Source organism: Chitinophaga sp. 22620, assembly GCF_052044405.1.
GTDB lineage: Bacteria > Bacteroidota > Bacteroidia > Chitinophagales > Chitinophagaceae > Chitinophaga.
Window position 1 is genome coordinate 775,763 of record NZ_JBQEMV010000003.1, and the last position, 22,159, is coordinate 797,921.

A 22,159-nucleotide genomic window follows, 5' to 3' on the forward strand; every position below is an offset into this window, starting at 1 on the left:
TCAGATAAAAAAGGACCGGGGAAATACCCGGCCCTTTGAATATTTAATAGTGGAACATACAGGTCAGGTATTTACTTTCTCAAACGCCTGCTGCAGATCGCCTTTAATATCATCGATATGCTCGATCCCGAGGGAGATCCGCAATATTCCCGGCTCCACGCCTGCTGCGCGCTGCTCGTCCTCGCTCAGCTGCTGGTGCGTGGTGGTGGCAGGATGAATGATAAGCGTTTTTGAATCTCCCACATTGGCAAGGTGATAGATCAGTTGCAGATTGGCTACCAGCTTGTCTGCCGCCTCACGGCCACCTTTTATTTTGAAGCTCAGCACACCGCCGAAACCGCGTTTCAGGTATTTTTTGCCCAGCTCGTGATAGCGGTTGCCCGGCAGCCCGGGATAATTCACAGACTCGACGTCCGGGTGCTGTTGCAGCCATTCCGCCAGCGCCTGCGCATTTTCCACGGTGCGTTGCACACGCAGGCTGAGGGTTTCAAGGCCCTGCAGGAACAGGAACGCATTCTGCGGCGCCAGCGAAGGGCCCCAGCTGCGCAGGCCCGTTACCCTTGCGCGTATGATGTAGGCGATATTGCCGAATGGACTGTGAGATCCGAATACTTCCCAGAATTGCATGCCATGGTATGCTTCATCCGGAGAAGTGAATTGTTGGAACTTGCCGTTGCCCCAGTTGTAATTCCCGCCGTCCACGATCACCCCGCCGATGCTGTTGCCATGCCCGCCGATCCATTTGGTGGCGGCCTGCACTACAATGTTAGCGCCGTGCTCCAGCGGCCTGAAAAGGTAACCGGCAGCGCCGAAGGTATTGTCCACCACCAGCGGCAGATCGTGCTTTTTAGCGATGGCCGCTATCTTTTCAAAATCGGGTATCGCAAAGCCGGGATTACCGATGGTTTCCAGGTAAATGGCTTTGGTGCGGTCGTCGATCTTCGTCTCGAAGCTTGCAGGGTCGTCCAGGTCCGCAAAACGCGCTTCCACGCCTATTCTCTTAAAACTTACCTTGAACTGGTTGTAGGTGCCGCCGTAGAGGTAGCTGGAGGTTACAAAATTATCCCCGGGCAACAGGATATTATGCAGGGCAATGAACTGCGCCGCCTGGCCCGAAGCCAGCGCAAGCCCGGCCACGCCGCCCTCCAGCGCGGCTACCCGCTTTTCAAATACATCGTTCGTGGGGTTCATGATGCGGGTGTAGATATTCCCGAACTGCTTCAGCTGAAAGAGGTCCGCTGCATGATCAGCGCTGTCGAATGTATACGAGGTTGTCTGGTAAATAGGTACTGCCGCGGCTTTGGTAGTGGGGTCCGGCTGATAACCGGCATGTACCTGCAACGTTTCGAAACGTAAAGGGGTGTTAGACATGATGTATGATTTTAAATGATTCGAATAGTCTACAAATTAGCTAGACTTATTGTGAATTCAAAATAAATCGTTCATATCGTCCAAAAAGCAGAACCGGGATCATTCACGAGGGAATGCCCGGCTCTGCCCGTTATTCAAAAGCGGTGGGAGAAGTTGTTGTGTTAATTGATCTTGGTCACCACCAGGTCGTCATAATATACATATCCCACGGTGGGGCTCATCCAGTAGCTCTGGCTGCCGCCGCGGAAGGTGTGGAAACTCAGGTTGCGGATCAGGCGGTTGCCGTCGTTGGTGGTCCAGCGCATAGCCCTGTCCAGCACAGTAGTGCCATTGATAGTGAGGCGGGCGCGGCCGTTGGTGCTGGTACCGGTGTTGCTTTTGGCATACAGCGTCACGTTGTAGGTCTGGCCTTTTACGAGGCTGCCTGAAGAGGGATAACTTACGCCGAAGTTGTCGCCATACTGGCCGGCCTGGTCGCGGTGGTACACATAGGGGTGGAAATAGACCCGCCCGTTGTTGTTGTACCACATCAGCCGGAAGCTGCCGCCATTGCCGTCCCAGCCGGGGTCTCCGCCGGTATTTCCCTCGCCGATCAATAAGCCGAAGCCCAGCTTACCGCCCCTGCTCCAGTCGAAAGCACTATGGAAACGGATCGTGAAGCTTACCTGGTATTCCGAGCCATCGGAAACGTCGACATTGGATATTACGCCGCCGGCGCCGGAAAGCGCATTCGGCTCAAGCGTGATCCGCAGGTTGCCGTTGGAGATCATGGAACGCCCGGCATTCCAGCCGCTGATATTCCCGAAATCGGCCGCAGCCTGCGATTGAGAGTACTGGGTACCATGCGTGTAGCTGTTCCAGTTCTCTGAAAACGAGCTGTTGATAGCCATGATCCCCACGTCTGTGGCGGATGTTTCGTTGTCCAGTGACACGGGCTGTTCCTGCTCTTCAGCAGCGGGTTTTGAACAGGATGTAATGAAAAGTGCGAGCGCAAGTATTGCCGCGCCCGTCGCTTGGAAGTGGAATTTCATTTTTCTCATTTTTGTTTTCTTACGTGAAATAATAGACAGATTAATAAGTGAACTTCTCCCATCCGCCTATGGTAGCGCGGTTGCAGGTCATGGCCTGCGTGCCGTTCTCGCTGGATATGTAATAACCGTTGTTGCCGCGTAAAGAAAATGTGCCGTCGCTGTTGGTCACCCAGTCGAACTTTTCCCAGTCGCCGATGGTAGCGCGGCTGCAGGTAATGGGCTGGGCGCCATTCTCAGAGGAAACATATTTGCTCATGCTTCTCAGCGCCACTTTGCCGCCGCCTGCGTCCACCACGGTGAACTGTTCCCATGCCTGCACGCTGGGCCTGTTGCAGCGCATGGCCTGCGTGCCGTTTTCGCCGCTGGCATACTGGCCGTTGCTGCCTCTCAGGGAGATCACGGAGCCGATGGGCGCCCCGCCGGGACTGTTCACAATGTCGTACACGCGCACGTAGTCCACCAGCATGGTGGCGGGCAGCGCATTGTCGTTGATCACCTGGCCCGGCAGGTTGCCGCCCACAGCGAGGTTGAGCAGGATAAAGAAATTGTTGTGGAACTCTTCTGTGCCGTTGATATTGTTAAGAATGTTCGCGGTGTGGAATTGAACGCCATCCACATACCAGCGGATGCTGGCGGGATCCCATTCAATAGCGTACACGTGGAAATTGGTGGGCGAAGTGCTGGTATTGCCGCCATAATAGCTGTAAGCGGTGTTCCACCAATGGATGGTGCCCAGAACGGAACTCCCGGTGTTCACATGTTCCATGATGTCTATCTCCCCGCAACGCGGCCAGCCAACGCCCGGCGCGCCGATATTGGTGCCGAGCATCCAGAAGGCAGGCCAGAGGCCCTGTACAGCCGGGAGTTTGATATTGGCCTCGATGCGGCCGTAACGTTTGGAGAATTTGCCGTTGGTGTTGATGCGGCCGGAAGTGTACGGCTTACCTCCCACGCTTTGTTTGCGGGCGGTGATCACCAGGTTGCCGCCGGTTACGGCTACATTGGGCGTCTGGTAATACTGCTGCTCGTTGTTCACGCCAAGGTCGCCGTTTTCGTAGCTCCATTTGGACAGGTCCAGGCTGGTGCCGTTGAATTCATCCTGCCATACCATTTGCAGGGCCAGGGCCTGAACGGCGGACTTTTTATCCTCCAGGGGCACTTTTTCCGAGGAAGGGGCTTTCAGGTCTTTTGTGCAGGATGCCGTAAGGAACAGTAAAAATGCCAGCGCAGCAGCCGGCAATAAGGATTGAAGTTTCATAGTTTTTCAGTTAACGTGTGAATAATACCGGGTTGAATGATGATAGTGCTCTCTCTTCCGTTCAGGGCGGGTTTGCGGAAGTGTTTTCTTTAACGTGGCTACGGGGTCAAATATCCCGAATTAATGGCAGGATGCTTTCTGCCGGGGTACGTCAATTCTACTACAGGAATTCCTAATCATCTGAAAATCAATTGCGCTTAAATACGCCTCGCCTACTTCACCGGGATTTATTATATTTTTATTCAAACGTTATGAAAAATGAAAGGCCTGTTGTTTGTGCTGCCCATGCTCTGGGCATCTATTACCCATGCGCGCCAGCTGATAGGCGCCCCTTCCGTGCTCCACTTTAGCAAACAACAATATTCCGGCGGCGGCCAAACCTGGGATGCAGATATGGACTCCCTGGGCATCCTTTATTTTGCCAACAACGAAGGGTTGCTCACGTTCAATGGTCATAGCTGGAAGATGTTCCCCGTGCCCAACCACACCCGCATGCGTTCCGTAAAAGCAGCAGGCGGGCGGATCTACGCGGGCGCGCAGGACGATTTCGGGTATTACCGTGCCGATGCTGACGGAGTGCTGCGCTACACTTCTCTCAAGCCGCTGATCCCTGCCAGTGAAAGGGAGTTTGCCGATATCTGGAACATTGTGCCTTACAACGGCTCCATGTTCTTCAGGAGCAACAACAAGATATTCGCATACCGCGGCAATCGTGTGCAGGTGTATCATGCACCGGGGGAATGGCGCCTGTTGTGCAGCACGGGCCGCGGACTGTATGCACAGGACGCGCGGCTTGGGCTGGTGCAATTCACCGGCAGCGGCTGGAAGCAGGTTGGCAGGGCCGTTGCGGCCCGGCAATTATTGGTTACCGCCGTGCTCGATCACCCCGGCGATACGCTGCTGCTTTTCACCTACAAACATGGCATTTTCAAGCTGCATGGCGGCGAACTTTTCCCTTATGCGGCCCCTGATATGGAAACGCTGCAAAAGGCGCGCATCCAGTGCGGCCTGGATTGGGGAAATAATCAATTGCTCGTTGGTACGGCCGAAGCGGGCTGTTATATCCTGGACAGGCGGACGGGCGCAGTTATCCAGCAATTCGGCCTGCAGGAAGGCCTGCAGCATAACAGTGTGCGGAAGATATTCCCTGACCCCGGCCACAATCTCTGGCTGGCGCTGGACAACGGCATCGATATGATCCGGTACAGCAACGCCATCAAACAGATCCATCCGGACAGGCACCAATACCTCACCACTTATGCCGCCAGGGTGTTCAACCGGCAGCTATACATCGGCACCTCCAACGGCTTATTTGTAACGCCGCTGGAAGGGAATGAAGGAATGGCGGGAAATGGCCCCACGGGCAGTCATGCCACGCTTCACCGCAAACCGGTTGCGGCAGGCGGCAACGGGGAGGCGCCTGCGGGCGAGCATGGCGGAACGATCGTATCGCCGGGCACGGAACGTTATGAAGACCTGAGCTTCCGGCAAAACCGTTTCCGCAAAGTGGACCAGTCCGGCGGCCAGGTATGGAGCCTTGCCGTTTCCGCCGGGCAGCTGCTGATGGGGCATCACGAAGGCGCTTTTAATATCACCGGCGGAAAAGCGGAACCATTGCTGAAAGGCACCGGCTGCTGGCTGTTCCTGCCGCAGGCACACCGCACGCTCATTGGCTGCTACAACGGGTTGCGCACCATGCATCAGCAGGAAGGCTCATTCAGCAAAGCCCGCCAGGTGAATGTGCTGTTCGAGTCGCTGCGGTTCCTCACCGCCGAGCAGGATAGCATCGTTTGGGCCTCCCACCCTTACCGCGGCGTATACCGCATTGTGACGGACGGGGACACCACGCTGCGCTTCACCCTTTTCACCAGCCGCCATGGCCTGCCATCAGACAATAACAATTTCGTGTTCCGCATTCGCGGCAGGATGGTGGTGGCCACACAAGCCGGCATCTATGAATTTGACCCCGTCCGGCAAACGTTTGCGCCCTCGCCCTGGCTTTTTTCAGTGCTGGGCGCCGTACCGGTTCAGTACATGACCGAAGACGCGGGCGGGAACATCTGGTTCGTGTCAGGCAAAACGCCCGGTGTGGTGGACTTTCACCGCAAACACGGCGACAAGCCCTACCGCATCATGTACTTCCCGGAACTGAAAGGCATGATCGTAAGCGGTTATGAAAACATTTACCCCTACAACGAGGAGAATGTTTTCATCGGCGGCGAGAAAGGCATGTATCATATCAATTACCAAAAATACCGTCAGCCTCAAAAAGAGCCGCGCGTAATGATCAGCCAGGTAAGCGCCCGCGGCAGCAGCGACAGCCTGCTTTTCGGCGGGTTCCTTCCTTCCGGCGAAGCCGCTTTCAAAACCCTTTCAAACGCCTATGCCGGTTTTCATTTCGAATACGCCTCCCCGGCCTGCGGCCATGGCAACAACATGGAATTCAGCTACCGGCTGAACGGCTTCGACCCGGCCTGGAGCGAATGGGCCGCGCGCACGGAAAAAGATTACACCAACCTCCCGCATGGCGATTACACTTTCCAGGTAAAAGCGCGGGACCATCTCGGCAATATTTCCCCCGCAGCCGCGTACGCCTTCCGCATCCTGCCGCCATGGCACCTGAGCATGCCCGCCAAAAGCCTGTACGCCACGCTGCTGCTGGCTCTCATCTGGGGCGGCTACCGGCTGCAAAAACGCAAGTTCGCCGCGCAGCAGCTACGCCACCGCCGGGAACAGCAACAGCTCATCCTTCACCATGAATACGAAAAGGAACAAAGGGAAAAACAGCTCATCAGCCTGCAGCACGACAAACTTGCCAGCGAGATACAATTCAAGAACAAAGAACTGGCTACCGCCACCATGCACCTGCTGCAACGCGGGAAGCTGCTTTTCAACATCCGCGAAGAGCTGTTGCAGGCTATCAAAAAAACAGCACCGGCGCCCAGCCATCCATTTAAAAAAGTGCTGCGCCTGTTCGATGAAGCGGAGCAGGATACAGAGGACTGGCAACAATTTTCCCGGCACTTCGACGAGGTGCACAACAATTTCCTTTCCACGCTCAAAACCCGCTACCCCGAACTTAGCACAACGGATATGAAGCTTTGCGCTTACCTGCGCATCAATCTTACCACCAAAGAGATCGCGCAATCGCTCGGCATTTCCGTGAGAGGCGTTGAAACAAGCAGGTACCGCCTGCGTAAAAAGCTGGAAGTGCCGGGAGACGTGCCTTTGTACGATTTCCTGCTGGCGGTTGCCGCGGCCCGTGTACCGGGGGAAGCGCAACAAGAATAACTGGGACCGGCCCTTACGTCAAGCAAACCTTCCCGGTCGTCAAACCCATTCCGCCAGGAAGCGGCGTTTGCGTTGCTTTGTACTGTCAATATTCACCTAAAACTGATAGTATATGCAACGCTCATCCTTTTTTAAAAAAACCGCCGCTTTCCTCTCCTTCTGCCTTTCAGCCATTGCAACACAAGCCGGCAGCGGCATGGGCGGGGATCACCTGAAGGTGTACCTCAACAACAAGCTCATCCACGAACAGTACATCGGCGAACCCGTGAAGCTGTCTAACCTCCGGCTGGACAAAGCCAATGCGGACGACCAGCTCACTTTCCACTACAGCCATTGCGGGAAGATCGGCACGGGCCGCAAGCTCACCGTGAAAGACGACAAAGGCAATACCATCCGCGAATGGAAATTCGCCGACGCCACCGGCAAACAATCCGGCATGGTGGTATCCGTGAAAGAACTGTTGCAGCTGAAACAGGACAACCTCCGGTTCTTCTATACCGCCAGCGAATTACCCAAAGGTCAGCTTATGGCCTCTTTCCAGCTAACTGACAAAACCACTTCCTGGGTTCCGGGAAGCAGTGTTTTACAGTTTTTGTGTTAGCATTCAACAACATTTCCGGAGTCTTCCGGCAAATGAGGCCGTCCGCCCGGGGTTCGCCATTTTTACCGGCGGCTCCGCAGGCGGGCGGTTCTTTTTATCCATTATTGTTTTAGATTTACGGTATGTCGCGCACTTACCGCATCCGGGAAACACAGCTATTACCCGTTACGCTGGAGCAGGCCTGGAATTATTTCAGCAACCCTGACAACCTGCAGCATATCACCCCGCCCGCCCTCGGTTTCCGCGTCACCAGCGAGCCGCATGGCCATCATATCTACCCGGGGCAGATCATTGAATACAAGATCAGGCCTGTGCTGGGCATCCCGCTGTATTGGATGACGGAGATCACGCACGTGGAGAACCACCGTTTTTTTGTGGACGAACAGCGTTACGGCCCGTACAGTCTCTGGCACCACCAGCATCATTTCCGGGAAACAGCGGGCGGCGTTGAAATGACGGACATCGTGCATTACCGTATTCCCTTCGGCTGGCTGGGCGACCTGGCCAATAACGTTTTTGTGGGGCGCCAGCTCAAAGAATTATTCCGCTACCGCACCGAAATAATTCCTTCCCGGCTTAATGGGTCTTCATTGACCTGAGATCTCAATCGTCCCTGAAGGATACAGAATAGCGTGAAAATCATTATCTTCATCAGCAACCTTGTGCGGGCCGTTCCTTCACAAGGTTACTTTTTTAATTTGATGCCGTATGCGCCCAAGATTTTTTTGCCTGAGTATCGCGCTCCTTTTTACATTCTTGCAAAGCCATGCCCAGCCCATCGTTCCGCAGCTGGAAAGAAGGGTCATGATCATGGAGAACCCGCCCACTGCCGCCTGCCATGCCTCAACGATCGTATCGCTTGGTAAGGACAGGCTCATGGCCTCCTGGTTCGGCGGCACAAGAGAAGGCAATAAAGACGTCAGCATCTGGATAGCCGTGAATGAAGACGGCAAATGGGGCGAGGCCAGGGAGATCGCCAATGGCGTGGTGAACGACACTTTGCGTTACCCCTGCTGGAACCCGGTGTTGTTCAAGACCAAAGCCGGCAAACTTTTCCTTTTCTATAAAGTGGGCCCCAACCCGAGGCTATGGTGGGGCATGATGATGAGCTCCACTAACAACGGGAAAACCTGGAGCGCCCCCGAAAAGCTGCCGCAGGGCATGCTGGGGCCTATCAAGAACAAACCGCTGCAGCTGGCGAATGGCGACATCCTCTACCCTTCCAGCACCGAAAGCGCCGACAACAAACAATGGCATATCCACCTCGAACGGTCCGACCGCAATGCCCGTAACTGGGCACGCATACCCATCAACAACGATACCTTCGGCGTTATTCAGCCCAGCATATTACGTTACCCGCACGATTCGCTGCAGCTGCTTTGCCGCAGCCGCAACAATACGGTGGTGCAGGCCTGGTCTGGAGACAACGGCCTCAACTGGGGCCCCCTCAGTGCTACAGACCTGCCCAATCCCAACGCCGGCACAGACGCCCTTACGCTGGAAAACGGGCTGAAAGTGATCGTATACAATCCCCTGCTGCCAGGCACTGAATGGTGGGAAGGCAGAAGCCGCCTGTATGTTGCCGTGTCTGAGAACGGTGCGGCCTGGCAGAATGTTTTTGCGCTGGAAGATCAAAAGAAAGGCGAATACAGTTATCCCGCGGTGATACAAACGCCCGACGGTTCGGTGCATATCACCTATACGGCCGACCGTAAGAACATCCGCCATGTGGTATTGAAGATCAACCGGCCGGAGAAGCCGGAGGTAAAGAAGGAAACGGGAAATGCGGAAGCGGGGGAACTATGACGCAGTATACCTCCATATTAAAAATCGCCTGTGATCTGTGACCTGCGGAGCTTCCATTCTTTGCGGATGGTTAACAGCCTGTAGAGGTAAATGCACAGCAGTATGAAAATAACGAAGATAATCAGGTCTTCAAGGCCCTGCCTGTGTGCGGGGTATTTGAACCTCGCCCAGATCGTCTCCGCTACGGCATATGCTACCCCCAACACGCCGATGCCGATATTCACCGGCCCAAAACCCGCGGCCCAGCGTTTTTCTCTCAGCAAGCCCCAGGCAGTCAGGCCAAACAGGCAAAAGTTCAGTAACAACAGCAAAGGAAGCATGTCCTGCCACCCGCGGAAAGCCAGAATGGCGCTCCAGTTCTCTTCCACCTGGAAAATAATAAAAATAGCGGCCAGCGCCACGGCGCCAAATACAAACAGGTAAGAAACGATCTTCATCCAGAGCGGCAGCAGCTGGTTGCGGAACAGTTGCGAGTCATAGTCGTCCCCGGTGAGAAGATCTTCAGGAGCGGGTGTCATATTCATAGGTATTATGTTGTGGTTATTCGTAAAAGAGTTTTGTGCCTGATATCGCGTTTTCCAAGCGCGCATCATTCATTGGTCATAGGTTATTTCCCCGCTACGCCATTTTCCCACGCACGGCGGATCTTCAACAGGCGGATGATGATGAGGATGGACAATGCCAGCGAAATGAGTGAAATAACGCCCTGTATCATAAGGCCCGACGGCATTTCTTCCATGGTAAAACCCGGCATTACCGGCGATGTAACGAAGCGCACAAAATATACGATCGTGGTAAGCGAGGAAACGGACAATACAACGATGCCGGTAACCGGGGCGAATTTCCATTGTCTCAGCAGCGAAATGTACACGAAAGCTTCCAGCAGATCGAGGGCGATAAAAACGATCCATAAAAGAACGGAACCGCCGCCGCTGCTCACACTGCCGGTGCCAAGCAGTAAAAAGAGCTGGAAGCTCCGCAGCAGCGAATATGCTTTGTAGAAGATCAATACCAGCAGCAGCTTCTTTAGCCATTCCGGCAGCAGGTTCCTGCGGATGGCGGGTTCTTCGAGGCCGGGGCCGGTGAGAAGGTCGTCGGTATCCTGGTTTTCCATAGCGGGAAGTTTGAATTATCGTTTAGCCGTTACCGATGGCTGGTAGGCCAGCCACCTTTTGAAGATAAAAAATATCTTGGTAAGGAAGATCAGCAGTATAGCTACAATAACGGTTATGGAAATAAAAACAGGCCTCGAATTGTGTCCGGCATCATCGTAAATATTATAAGTCGCCGCGGAAAAAACGAGCAGTTGAAACAATGCTGTGAAGGTAACGGCATATATAGCCCATTTCTTTTCCCTTAATAGCTGTATGCAGGCAACGCCCGATGTTGCGAATATACCCAAAACAACGAACATCATTATGCGTTCCAGGCCGCTGCTCGTTTCCTCAGGGTGAATGATATTTGCAATACTGCCGAGCGCAAAGATAAACCCGGAGACAGCGCCCAGGCCGGTCATTATCCTGAACCAAAGCGGCAACAGCTCTTTCCTGTAACGGACTTCTTCAAATTCTTCTTCCTGGAAAAGATTTTCCTGTGAGGGATCAGTAAGCATAGGTATAAGGGTATATCATATTTCAGGGAACAAATTAAACGATCACCACTTCAATTCCCATATCCTCCAGCAATTTCACCATGTGCTCGGAAATACCTTTGTCGGTAATGATCTGGTCCACTTCTTCCAGCCGGCATATCCTGCCGAAGCCGCGTTTACCGAACTTGGAAGAATCCGCCAGCACGATCGTTTTCTGCGCCGCCGCCATCATTTGCTGGTTCAGGTGCGCTTCGGCAATGCTGGTGGTGGTGAGGCCAAATTCAACATCGATGCCGTCTACCCCGAGGAACAGCTTGCTGCATGAAAAATCTTCCAGGATCTTCTCCGCATATGGGCCGGCCACAGACGATGAATTATTACGGATCACGCCGCCAAGCTGCACCACTTCTATTTCATGATAGCGGTTCAGTTCAAGCGCCACGTTGAGGGCCGAAGTAATGATCATCAGCGGCCCGCGGGGCTGAATGTGCTTGGCCAGCGCCAGCACGGTAGTGCCGGAAGCAATAATAATAGCGTCTCCCGGAACGATCAGGGAAGCGGCCGTTTTGCCGATGTTGTTCTTTTCTTCCCGGCGGATCTTCTCCTTTTCGTTCACCGGTTTGTCGTTGGTATAGGGGTTTTGCACGGTAGCCCCGCCGTGGGAGCGGTATAACAGCGATTTATCCTCCAGCAGCTTCAAATCCTTTCGGATCGTTACACCGGAAACGTCCAGCTCTTTACACAATTCCACCACGTTCACATAGCCCTTTTCGTATAACCTGCTTAATATAAACTTGTGCCGCTCTGCAATATTGATCATTGACATGGGTTGAAATATTAGGTTAAATTAACGTAGAAATCTCGTTATGCATATTGAAAATCACTCCCTTACAATCGTACAGGCATGCAATTTCCTGTAAAATACGGAGGATTTTCCTAAAAATAGCCAATTCCCCGATTCTCCCTGCATGGTTTAAAAATTCTTTAACATTGATAATTAAATCATTATCAACCATATGCAGTCCCGCTCCCGCTTCCAGGCAAGCTCCGTTCCATTTCCAGGAAGATATTTCAGTTTATTTTATAAATTGATTTCAATTTATTTGCTTTTGTTTTCATTTTTTATATTTTTGGCCTGAAACGAAAGGACAAAAAAGCCGAAATCGATATATATAATAATACTGATACAATTACAGCGATAAAAGAGCCACGTTCACAAACGTATACCATGCTACTCACGGGATCGCCGGCAACCGGCCGCTACTCAGCTTTATTTGTACATCGCTATAAGGCATTTTACCAGGCCAATTACATAACTGAGGTATTCAACTACGTAAAAAATCAATGATTATGGAGCTTTTTAAGCGATCACTCCTTCTCCGCTTCCTGGCGGTTTGCCTGGGGGTTATTTGCCTTTCTTCCCTTACCCTCCGCGCGCAGGACGTTCCCGTTTCCGGGAAGGTGACCTCCGCCACGGACGGCAATCCACTCATGGGCGTCAGCATCCACGTGCAGGGCACCACAAAAGGGATCGGTACCGACGTGAACGGCACGTTCAGGATCAACGCCCCCATAGGCGCGGTGCTGAAGTTTTCCTTCATCGGCTATCTCCCGCAGGAGGTAAAGATCACCAAAACAACCACCCTGGATATCAAGCTGCAGGAAGACGTGCAGAAACTGAATGAAACGGTGGTGGTAGGTTACGGAACCCGTAAAAAAGCGACCGTTACCGGCGCCATTGCCGTGGTAGACATGTCCGAAAAAGAAGGCCAGCCCATCACCAACGTCAGCAACGCGCTGCATGGCACGCCCGGCCTTTTCGTGAACCTGAGCAACAGCCAGCCGGGCATCGACCGCTCCACCATCCGCATCCGCGGTGTGGGAACGCTCAATAACAGCAACCCGCTGGTACTGGTGGACGGTATTGAATATTCCATGGACGAGCTGAACCCGAACGACATCGAAAGCATTTCCGTACTGAAGGACGCAGCAGCAGCCATTTACGGATCCCGCGGCGCCAACGGCGTTATCCTCGTGACCACCAAAAAAGGAAAGGGCACGCCCAAGGTGAATTACGGCTACTACCGCGGCTTCCACAAAGCCACTTACCTGCCGGACGCCATCAACGACCCGATCGCTTACATGCGCACCAAGAACCAGGCGCTTAAAAACGAGAACAAAGCCGCCGAGTACTCCGACGCGGAGATCGCCGAATATGAGCAGGGCATGCTCACCGACAATATCATTTACCCGAAAAGCGACTGGTATAAGATCGCGGTAGACAACGGCTCTATCCAGAAACACGACCTGAGCGTGGCCGCCAGCACGGACCAGTACCAATACCGCCTTTCTCTCGGCTTCCTGGATCGCGACGGTATCCAGTTCGGGCCTACCAACCACGCCAAAAACTACTCCCTCGGCCTGAACGCGTCCATGAACGTGAACAAAAGACTGAAAGTAGGCCTGACGCTGGACGGCTATTACCGCAACTACACCCAGCCCACTTACAACACTTTCTGGCAGGCCATGAGCCGCACGCTGCCCATCCTCACCGATACCCTGGCAGACGGCCGCTACGGCAATTCCTGGCTGAAAACCGCCGGCCGCAACAACTGGGAACATCCCCGCCTGCACGCCTTCGGCGCCATCACCACCAAACTGGTGCAGCGCTTCCTGGCAACGGCGAACGCGGAATACAAACTTCCGTTCGATATCACTTACAATATCAAGTTCGGCGTGGATAAATACGACGGCCTGCTCACGACCAATACGCCGCGCCTGCAAACGTTCAACCCGAAAACCGGCGCCGCGATCAACTGGAACAGCCCGGCCACTGCGCCCCGCTTTGCCAAAACGGATGAGAACGACATTTCCCTGCACTTTTATAATACGCTCGACTGGAAAAAGACCTTCGGTTCCAAACACAATGTGTCCGCGATGATCGGCTCCAGTTATGATAATTTTGACAAAGACCAGTTCAACGCCACCATGACCGGCTACCTGGACAATGGCGACGCGACGCTCACCGCGCTCGACGCCGGCCTTACGTTCAATGGCATCAGCGGCAACACCACCAGAGACGTGATCATGTCCTACTTCGGCCGCGCCAACTACGATTACGATGATAAATATCTCTTTGAATTCACCTTCCGCGCAGATGGTTCCAGCCGTTTTGCGCTGAACAACCGCTGGGGATATTTCCCGGCCGCATCCGCAGGCTGGCGCATCGACCGCGAAAAGTTCTGGAACGTAAAATTCATTGACCAGCTGAAGCTACGCGCTTCTGTAGGCCAGCTTGGCAACCAGGCGGTAGACCTTTACAGTTATGCACCGACCGTGGCTACCGGCCAGGATTACAGTTTTGGCGGTACGCTGCAACAGGGTAACGCGAAGACACAGGAAACCGATCCAGGCATTCACTGGGAAACCACTACCACCTACAACGGCGGCATTGATATGAACATGTGGAAGAACCGCATCGCGCTTACTGTAGACGTTTATAAAAAGCGGACAGACGGCATTCTGCGCCCGGTGAACCTGCCTGCCCAGGTGGGTAATCTAACCGGTCCGCAGCGCAACATCGGCACGGTGGATAATACCGGTTACGAGATCACGCTTCAATACCGCAACAATATCAGGGAGGTCAACTACGGCATCTGGGGCAACATCGCCTACAACAAAAACAAAGTAGTGGATCTCAACGGCGAGATCATCTACAGCGGCGCTACCATCACCAAAGAAGGGTACCCGCTCAACTCCTATTACATTCTCCAGGCAGACGGTTATTTCCAGAATGCCGATGAGGTGACAAGAGGGCCCAAACAAGGGACAGATACCCGCCCCGGCTTTATCCGTTACGAAGACGTGAAGCAGGACGGCATCATCAACGGCGACGACCGCGTGATCATGAACGCATCTTCCATTATGCCGAAGTACACCTTCGGTTTCGGTTTCAACGTGGACTGGAAAGGTATTTCCCTGACCTCAGCCTGGCAGGGCGTGGCCGGTGTGAAAGTATACCCCAGGGCAAACCTCGCCTATCCCTTCGTAAACGGCGCCAATGCTACCTGGGAATGGACGCGCGATACCTGGACGCCTGAGAATCCCAATGCGCGCCTGCCGCTGCTGACCACCGGGGGAACGGGCAACTTTACCAATTTATCCAACTTCTGGCTGAGGAACGGCGATTACCTGCGTATGAAGAACATCCAGCTGGCATATGCGCTGCCTGCTTCACTGCTGCAAAAGGTGAAGATCAGCCGCGTATCCGTTTACGTGAATGCGGAGAACCTGCTCACCATTTCGAAATACAAAGATCTCGACCCGGAATCATTGCTCAACAGGAACGACCTGTATACCTATCCGATGCTGAAAACATTCACCGGCGGCATCAACGTTACTTTTTAATTCTAATTAACTCATGCATATGCAAAAAATATTTTTAGCGGCCGGAACTACATTGTTGCTGATAGCAACCGGCTGTAACAAAAGCCTGCTCGAAACAACACCCAACGACCGCTACCAGGAATCCACCTATTGGAACACCCCGGACGCGGCAGCCGCGGGGCTGGTAGGCTGCTATTCAGTCCTTCGCAACGACGGTCTTTACGGCGGCAAAGGCTCCAACAACGCCACCGCCCTTTGGGACGAAACCCTTTCCCCCAATGCATGGAACTATAGCAATTCACATAGCTTCGATGCTGTGGCGATGGGCCAGCACAACGCATCCACCGGTGGCATCGTTACCGGCCGCTGGGGCGACAGCTACGGTGGTATCGGCCGTTGCAATACCTTTCTCGCCAAAATCGACGAAGTGCCCGGCATGGAAGCCGCGGATATTACAAGAATGAAAGGCGAGGCCTATTTCCTCCGCGCATTATATTATTTCACGCTGGCCACCTATTATGGCGACGCGCCTCTCATACTCACCCCACCGGATGAGAAAAAAGATTCGGACTTGCCCCGCACTCCGCGTAAGGACGTGATCGCACAAGTACTGTCTGACCTTGAAAGCGCCATCAGCGGCCTGCCTCCCAAAGCCACCGAACCGGGACGTGCTTCCAAAGGCGCGGCCCTGGCCCTGAAAGCAAGAGTATTGCTCTACGAGGCGAGCCCGCTGATGAATAACGGCGTGAACGACCCGGCAAAATGGAAAGCCGCTGCCGATGCCGCCAAGGCTGTGATCACAGACGCTAATGTTTTCGGTTACAAACTTTACCGGGATTACCGCGCCATGTTCCTTCCACAAAACGAGAACAATTCCGAAGTGATCTTTGATGTGCAGTACATTTTTCCCCTGCAGGGCAACTCCTTCGACCTCATCTGCCGCCAGTATAACACCAATGCGCCGCTGCAGGACCTGGTAGACGCTTACCTGATGAAGAACGGCCTGCCCCGCACCGCTCCCGGCTCCGGCTACGATCCCGCCAAACAGTGGACCAACCGTGATCCGCGCATGCATGCGACGTTAACCTTCCCTGGCGATAAATACATGGGCAAGGTAGTGGCCAACAACCGTTTTTCATTCACCGGCTACGGCATGAAGAAATTCAGCATCTACGATACGGCGGCACCGCCGAAAGCAGTGGAATCGCTCGTTGGCGGGCAGTCGGAAACAAACTTCATCGTGCTGCGGTATGCGGACATATTGCTGATGTACGCCGAAGCCCAGAACGAAGCCGCCGGGCCCGACGCCACCGTTTACACCGCGCTCGATTCCATCCGCAGCCGCGCCGGCATGCCCCTCATTACCCCCGGCCTCACCCAGGCGCAGATGCGCGACGTGATCCGCCTGGAAAGAAGGATAGAGCTTGCCGGTGAAGGTTTGTACTATAACGACATCCGCCGCTGGAAAACAGCGGAAACGGTGATGAACACCGACATATATAACTATAAGAGGGAAAGGCAGGCCACCCGCTCCTTTGATCCGAAACGCGATTACTGGTGGCCGATACCGACGGGAGAGAGAGACCTCAATCCTAACCTCGAACAAAATCCGTTCTATTAAATTAGAATTGAGTAACGTGGAAAAATGAAAGCGGAGAGTTCTCTCTCCGCTTCTTTTTTTGCCCGGACGGGTGGTATTTTTGGGCATACAGCTTATTCTGCCTGCTGCATCACGCCCAGCAGTATCTTTTTTGCCGCTTCGTTCATTTCACCGGGCGCGCTCAGCGAATCACCGGGAATAAAATGCCTTTTGAATGCCTGGATGGCCGCAGCAGTGTCTTTCACATCATACCCCACCAGCCGCAGGCCCTGCAGCGCATTGAAGTTCTCCGGCACCCGGATGGCCGCCGTATCGCCGTACCAAAGGCCGAAACCCCGGGCCGCCAGCCTGTCCCAGGGGAACAGCACGCTGGGGTCCACCTTCCGTTTGGGCGCAATATCACCATGGCCGATAAAATTGGCGGCAGGAATATTATACCGCCGTTTCAAGGTATCCAGCACCGTCATCAGGCTGTTTATCTGCAGCGAATCGAAGGGTTCGCTGCCGTTATTGTCCAGCTCGATGCCGATGGAAGTGGAATTGATATCCGTAAGGCTGCCCCATTTGGACACGCCGCCATGCCAGGCCCGCAGATAGTCGTTCAGCATATGATGCACGGTGCCGTTGCGGCAGATCACGTAATGCGCGCTTACCTGCGTGCGTTCCAGCGTAAAGGTCTTTAGTGTCTGCTCGCAGGAATTCTGCGCGGTATGGTGAATGATGACGTAATTGGGCTTGCGGAGGTTGAAGTTGGTAGTGCCCACCCATTCAGGGGCGGCTACGGCGGCTACGGGAATATTGCCCGGCTGCTCTTTCAAAACATCCGCCCAGTGCTTTGTCTGATGTCGGTAAACCTTGTTGGTGGCTTTATACGGTTGGGGCGCGCAGGCGCTGAAAAAAACAACCGTAGCCAGGAGGATCTGTTTTTTCAACATGCCTAAATCTACGAAAAAGTTGAAGCGGAAACAACCGTAGAAATACTGCGAATGGGGTATTGTAAAGATGAGTTATTCTTTATTTATTTGATGTATTATGAAAACATTCCTGTACGCTTTGAAGGTTTGGGCTACCGTTGTTGCAGGTACATTCGGCGTCCTGGCCGTTCGTTTGATCATTACCCCCAGGCTTTCTGATTTTCCTACTGCTCCCTATGTATCCGCTTTCCGGATCGCTTTGGTATTTACTTTTCCTTTTGCGCTGGCCCTGTGGCTCGCCACAGCCCTGCTTTATAAAAAAGACATACCTGTAAAAAAGAAAAAGCGCAGGCTGGTACTTTGGGGCTCGCTGACGCTGTTGCTCAGCGTTAATTTTATGCCTGCCAGCCCGATGTTCCTGGCCGCTATCACAGGCGTAATGCTGGTATCTTTTGTTTTTGCGCTGTTCCTGTACCGGCTCCCCTCCCGCCAGTCCCTTACCGTTACCGGCAACCTGAAAGGCCGCCACATCCTCCTGCGCATCCAGGAAAACAACCTGCTGCTCCGCGGCATTGTACTGTCTGAGCTGAATATCTGGCCCATCAAGATAAAACTGCAGGACAATTCGCCGCATTCCCTGCTTGACCTGCATTCTTTCCAGGAAAACGAGCTTTTCACCTCCCTCAATTACCAGACCTCCGTGAAAGTAAAGGTCTTTACCGCAGACCGGAAAGAATTCCTGTTCACCGGCATGCTGGAGCTGGACCATACCCTCAACTGATCTGTATCTTTTTACCGCCCGCCGCAATGGACGCGTAGATCGCTTCTATCACCTTCATATCGCGCAGGCCTTCTTCGCCGGGTACGTTGTTCGGCGTGTTCGTGAGGATGGATCTTGCCACGCCGTCCATATGCGCGGCCTGCTGGTTGATGTGCGTGAATTCCATAGGGCCTTTGCTGGTTCGGCCCACCTGGCCGCCGTAGCCATATGCATTGTTCACCTCGTACCAGCCTTTTTCAGCGGCCGCATACAGGCGGTTGACGCCAGTGGCATAGGTAGAAAAGGAATTGGCGACCGCGCCGCCGGGGAAATACAGCTGCCAGGCAAGCGATTCTTCCACATCTTTGAACTTCTCAGGCATCGTTTTCGGGAATTCCTGCGCGGTCACCGCCAGCGGCTCCTCGCCCACCGTATATCTCGCGCCCTGGATGGCATAAATGCCTACGTCCATCAGCGGGCCGCCGCCCGAAAGCGCGTGTTTCAGCCGCCACTGGTTAGGATCGCCCGCCCGGAAGCCGTCACTGGCCTCTACGAGCTTTAGTTCACCGAACACTTTTTCGCGGGTGAGGCGCATCATTTCAAGATGGAACGGGTCGTAATGCAGCCTGTAACCGATAGCCAGCTGCTTACCTGCAGCCTTGCACGCGTCTATCATGGCCTGGCCTTCCTTTACGCTAACAGCCATAGGCTTTTCACAGATCACGTGTTTGCCGGCTTTGGCCGCACGGATGGTATACTCCGCATGCATGGAATTGGGCAGCACGATGTACACCACATCTATGTCCTTATTATCAGCAATACGGTCGAAAGTCTCGTAATTGTAGATATTCTTTTCCGGGATCTTATACTTTTCCACCCATACCGGTATCTTGGAAGGCGTACCGGTCACGATACCCCTCAGCTCGATATTTTTGGTTTGCATCAGCGCGGGCGCCAGCTGGTTGGTGGCGTAACCGCCCAGGCCTACAAGGGCGATACCCAGCTTTTTTTCCTGGAAGGGCAATGCGAGGCCGGCCAGCGGCGAAACCAGGGCCGATGCGCCCAGCAAGGCGGAATGCTGCAAAAAACTACGGCGGGAATGTGTCATCATAAAAGGGGTTTTAGGATTTGCTAAAAGATACAAATCTCTCCCGGGAAATGCAACGTCGTCCCGAAATTTCAGTAACTTAACATCTACCGCAACTGTCTATTGAAATGTGTAACTTATGATCAACCTACTGACCCCCGCGAGAACGGTGCTCATCTATTTTGTATTCGGCCTCACCTGGGTGCTGGGGACAGACTCTCTCCTGCGCTGGCTATCATCACATACACCCAGTATGTTATGGCGGGGGCAGTACACCAAGGGCGTTCTTTTCATACTGATCTCGACCTCCCTGCTCTACTGGCTGCTGGCAAAATACAAACGTTCCCTGGAATCTTCAGAAACTGCCTACATCCGCATTTTCCGCCAAAGCCCGCAACCCATGTGGATCTACGACCGTGAGACGTTAAATTTCATGGACGTGAATGATGCCGCGCTGAATACGTACGGGTATACGCTGGAAGAGTTCCTTAAAATGTCCATTTTACAGATACGCCCGCCAGAAGAGGTAGGCCGGCTGCTGGAAGCGCATAAAGTGCTGAAAGACGGTTTTGAGGATTCCGGCACCTGGAAGCACCTGAAAAAGGACGGCTCGCTAATGTACATGGAAGTGCGCACCTTCGCCACCGTTTACAAAGGCCGTGAAGCGGATATTGTAAGCGTATGGAATGTAACGGACAAACAACAGGCTTTTGAGGCGCTCTCACAACACAAGGTGCTGATGGATTCCATGATCAACAGTACGGAAGATCTCATCTGGGCGGTAGATGACCAGTTGCGTTTCACCGCTTTCAATAATGCTTACCATAACGCTATCCTGCACTTCACCGGCGTGAGCCTTAAACCGGGCACCAGGCCTGTGCTGTCGGCTGACCGGGAGGAGCTGCACCGGTGGGAAGGGTATTACCGCAAGAGCCTCCAGGGCGAAAAACAGACCATTGAAGAATCCAGGGAGATGGCGAACTTCGGATTATCCACCGCTGAGATCACTTTTAATCCCATTATCAACGACGGTAAGATCACCGGCGTGGCCTGCTTCGCCCGCGACGTTTCGGAAAGGAAAAAACAGGAGATCCGCCTCAAAAGAGCGCTGGACCGTTATGATCTGGTCTCCATGGCCACCCACAGCGTGATCTGGGACTGGGACCTTAAAACCAACAAAGTGCTCTGGAACAATAATCTCTTCACCCTCTTCGGCTACACGGATGTGAGCAACAACGCTGACTGGTGGAAAGAGCGCGTTCACCCGGATGATGCGGCGGCGGCGGTTAAGGGACTGGAAGATGTGATCAGCAGGCAGACGGAGCAATGGGCAGTGGAATACCGCTTCCGCTGTGCCAAAGGCAACTACCGGTATGTGTCGGACCGCGGCTATGTGCTGTACGGGGAAGATGGCAAGCCTTACCGGATGATCGGCGCCATGGAAGATATCGACGATAAGAAAACCTACATAGAAGAGCTAAAGAAAGTAGCCCACATGAGCTCACACAGCCTTCGCAGGCCCGTGGCGTCTATGCTTGGCGTAATGGCCGCGCTTAACAAGGAAAACCTGGGGCACCCGGACAATCTTCCCCTGCTCGCTTACATCGAAAAGATCTCAAAGGAAATGGACGAGATCATTCATGATGTAGCGGAAAAATGTAATCACATTTTTGTGCGGACGAATGATTAATTTTTTTAAAAAATAAACTAGGCTGTGTTTGCATAGGCTGTGGGTACAGAATTTTTTAAAAAAATTAATCATTCGTCCTTTGCTGGCCCCCAAAAAAAAGAAAGAGATTGTGCTGGGATGGTGTTTGTGTAGACCATGAGCACGGAATTTTAAAGAAATAGTCATTTGTCCTTTGCTGGCCCCCAAAAAAAGAAAGAGATTGTGCTGGGATGGTGTTTGTTTAGACCATGAGCACGGAATTTTAAAGAAATAGTCATTCGTCCTTTGCTGGTCCCCAAAAAAAGAAAGAGATTGTGCTGGGATGGTGTTTGTTTAGACCATGAGCACGGAATTTTAGAGAAATAATCATTCGACCTTGGCCGGCTCAAAAAAAGAAATGGAAGATAAGGCTGGTGTTGGTCCAGGCTTATGTATAACTCTTCTTAAGAATTAACCGTTCGTACGTTACTTTTCCAGTTTCTGTCGTAATAAACAAAGAATGCCAGCCATATGCTGCGGGAGAGGCGCATCAGCAGCGGTTGTATCACTACCAGCACCAGGCCGTTCACGCCCAGCCACCAGAATACGCTATTGTCTTCAAGGGAAAAGCCCAGCAGCACCCACCACGCTATGAACGTGGCCACGCTCGTGGCAATGGCCAGCGCATAGCTGACGTAACCCGTACCGAAATAAAAGCCGGTCTCAGGCTCGGTGAGCTGGCCGCATTCGGGGCAGCGCCCGTTCATGCGCATGAATTTGAAAAGGTTGTAAGGATTGGAGTTTTCGAAAAGCCG

The 22,159-nt window shown here is 53.4% G+C and carries 18 protein-coding genes; 8 read left to right on the top strand and 10 right to left on the bottom strand.

Annotated elements, in window-relative coordinates; translation table 11 throughout:
- Nucleotides 1-63: 63 nt before the first annotated feature.
- The 3 genes from ACTJIK_RS18550 to ACTJIK_RS18560 all read right to left on the bottom strand — a co-directional run bounded on the left by ACTJIK_RS18550 (nt 64) and on the right by ACTJIK_RS18560 (nt 3,660).
- On the bottom strand, nt 64-1,371 hold the full coding sequence (locus tag ACTJIK_RS18550) for an O-acetylhomoserine aminocarboxypropyltransferase/cysteine synthase family protein (RefSeq protein WP_440648827.1): 1,308 nt from the start codon (nt 1,369-1,371) through the stop codon (nt 64-66).
- A 161-nt stretch (nt 1,372-1,532) separates the two neighbouring features.
- Nucleotides 1,533-2,402 carry a polysaccharide lyase gene (locus ACTJIK_RS18555; RefSeq protein ID WP_440648829.1) on the bottom strand — a complete coding sequence of 290 codons (870 nt, stop codon included), beginning with the start codon at nt 2,400-2,402 and terminating at the stop codon, nt 1,533-1,535.
- Between the two features lie 40 nt (nt 2,403-2,442).
- Complete coding sequence (locus tag ACTJIK_RS18560) at nt 2,443-3,660, bottom strand: family 16 glycosylhydrolase (RefSeq protein ID WP_440648831.1); 1,218 nt, start codon at nt 3,658-3,660, stop codon at nt 2,443-2,445.
- Nucleotides 3,661-3,918: 258 nt separating this feature from the next.
- Here ACTJIK_RS18560 and ACTJIK_RS18565 point away from each other — a divergent pair, with 258 nt between their 5' ends.
- The 4 genes from ACTJIK_RS18565 to ACTJIK_RS18580 all read left to right on the top strand — a co-directional run bounded on the left by ACTJIK_RS18565 (nt 3,919) and on the right by ACTJIK_RS18580 (nt 9,358).
- Nucleotides 3,919-6,951 carry a triple tyrosine motif-containing protein gene (locus tag ACTJIK_RS18565; protein WP_440648833.1) on the top strand — a complete coding sequence of 1,011 codons (3,033 nt, stop codon included), beginning with the start codon at nt 3,919-3,921 and terminating at the stop codon, nt 6,949-6,951.
- A gap of 112 nt (nt 6,952-7,063) precedes the next feature.
- A complete protein-coding gene (locus ACTJIK_RS18570) occupies nt 7,064-7,552 on the top strand; it encodes a hypothetical protein (protein WP_440648835.1) in 489 nt (162 codons plus the stop codon).
- A gap of 122 nt (nt 7,553-7,674) precedes the next feature.
- Nucleotides 7,675-8,151, top strand: a complete 477-nt coding sequence (locus tag ACTJIK_RS18575) for an SRPBCC family protein (protein ID WP_440648837.1) — start codon at nt 7,675-7,677, stop codon at nt 8,149-8,151.
- Between the two features lie 109 nt (nt 8,152-8,260).
- On the top strand, nt 8,261-9,358 hold the full coding sequence (locus tag ACTJIK_RS18580; protein ID WP_440648839.1) for a sialidase family protein: 1,098 nt from the start codon (nt 8,261-8,263) through the stop codon (nt 9,356-9,358).
- A 17-nt stretch (nt 9,359-9,375) separates the two neighbouring features.
- Here the strand turns inward: ACTJIK_RS18580 and ACTJIK_RS18585 are convergent, their stop codons facing one another.
- From ACTJIK_RS18585 to ACTJIK_RS18600, 4 genes are all read right to left on the bottom strand, one after another.
- Nucleotides 9,376-9,882 (bottom strand): hypothetical protein, encoded by a 507-nt coding sequence (locus ACTJIK_RS18585; RefSeq protein WP_440648841.1) that lies wholly within the window; start codon nt 9,880-9,882, stop codon nt 9,376-9,378.
- Nucleotides 9,883-9,965: 83 nt separating this feature from the next.
- Nucleotides 9,966-10,472: a hypothetical protein gene (locus tag ACTJIK_RS18590; protein WP_440648843.1), complete on the bottom strand. Its 507-nt coding sequence runs from the start codon at nt 10,470-10,472 to the stop codon at nt 9,966-9,968.
- Nucleotides 10,473-10,487: 15 nt separating this feature from the next.
- Nucleotides 10,488-10,970, bottom strand: coding sequence for a hypothetical protein (locus tag ACTJIK_RS18595; RefSeq protein ID WP_440648845.1), 483 nt, complete (start codon nt 10,968-10,970; stop codon nt 10,488-10,490).
- Nucleotides 10,971-11,004: 34 nt separating this feature from the next.
- A complete protein-coding gene (locus ACTJIK_RS18600; RefSeq protein ID WP_440648847.1) occupies nt 11,005-11,775 on the bottom strand; it encodes a DeoR/GlpR family DNA-binding transcription regulator in 771 nt (256 codons plus the stop codon).
- A 524-nt stretch (nt 11,776-12,299) separates the two neighbouring features.
- Between ACTJIK_RS18600 and ACTJIK_RS18605 the strand changes: the two genes are divergently transcribed.
- Both ACTJIK_RS18605 and ACTJIK_RS18610 read left to right on the top strand, forming a co-directional pair.
- Nucleotides 12,300-15,356, top strand: a complete 3,057-nt coding sequence (locus ACTJIK_RS18605) for a SusC/RagA family TonB-linked outer membrane protein (RefSeq protein ID WP_440648849.1) — start codon at nt 12,300-12,302, stop codon at nt 15,354-15,356.
- 19 nt (nt 15,357-15,375) lie between these two features.
- The gene (locus ACTJIK_RS18610; RefSeq protein WP_440648851.1) at nt 15,376-16,956 is read left to right on the top strand and encodes a RagB/SusD family nutrient uptake outer membrane protein; all 1,581 of its coding nucleotides are present in this window, start codon (nt 15,376-15,378) and stop codon (nt 16,954-16,956) included.
- A gap of 92 nt (nt 16,957-17,048) precedes the next feature.
- Here ACTJIK_RS18610 and ACTJIK_RS18615 read toward each other — a convergent pair whose 3' ends face one another.
- On the bottom strand, nt 17,049-17,870 hold the full coding sequence (locus tag ACTJIK_RS18615) for an N-acetylmuramoyl-L-alanine amidase (RefSeq protein WP_440648853.1): 822 nt from the start codon (nt 17,868-17,870) through the stop codon (nt 17,049-17,051).
- Between the two features lie 97 nt (nt 17,871-17,967).
- On the opposite strand from ACTJIK_RS18615, the gene ACTJIK_RS18620 reads away from it, so the two are divergent.
- Nucleotides 17,968-18,630 (top strand): hypothetical protein, encoded by a 663-nt coding sequence (locus ACTJIK_RS18620; RefSeq protein WP_440648855.1) that lies wholly within the window; start codon nt 17,968-17,970, stop codon nt 18,628-18,630.
- Here ACTJIK_RS18620 and ACTJIK_RS18625 read toward each other — a convergent pair.
- Nucleotides 18,623-19,720 carry a Gfo/Idh/MocA family protein gene (locus ACTJIK_RS18625; protein WP_440648857.1) on the bottom strand — a complete coding sequence of 366 codons (1,098 nt, stop codon included), beginning with the start codon at nt 19,718-19,720 and terminating at the stop codon, nt 18,623-18,625. The genes ACTJIK_RS18620 and ACTJIK_RS18625 overlap by 8 nt on opposite strands.
- 115 nt (nt 19,721-19,835) lie before the next feature.
- Here ACTJIK_RS18625 and ACTJIK_RS18630 point away from each other — a divergent pair, with 115 nt between their 5' ends.
- A complete protein-coding gene (locus ACTJIK_RS18630) occupies nt 19,836-21,386 on the top strand; it encodes a PAS domain S-box protein (protein WP_440648859.1) in 1,551 nt (516 codons plus the stop codon).
- Nucleotides 21,387-21,808: 422 nt separating this feature from the next.
- Here the strand turns inward: ACTJIK_RS18630 and ACTJIK_RS18635 are convergent, their stop codons facing one another.
- Entirely contained in the window at nt 21,809-22,111 is a 303-nt protein-coding gene (locus ACTJIK_RS18635) for a hypothetical protein (RefSeq protein WP_440648861.1), read from the bottom strand.
- Between the last annotated feature and the right edge of the window lie 48 nt (nt 22,112-22,159).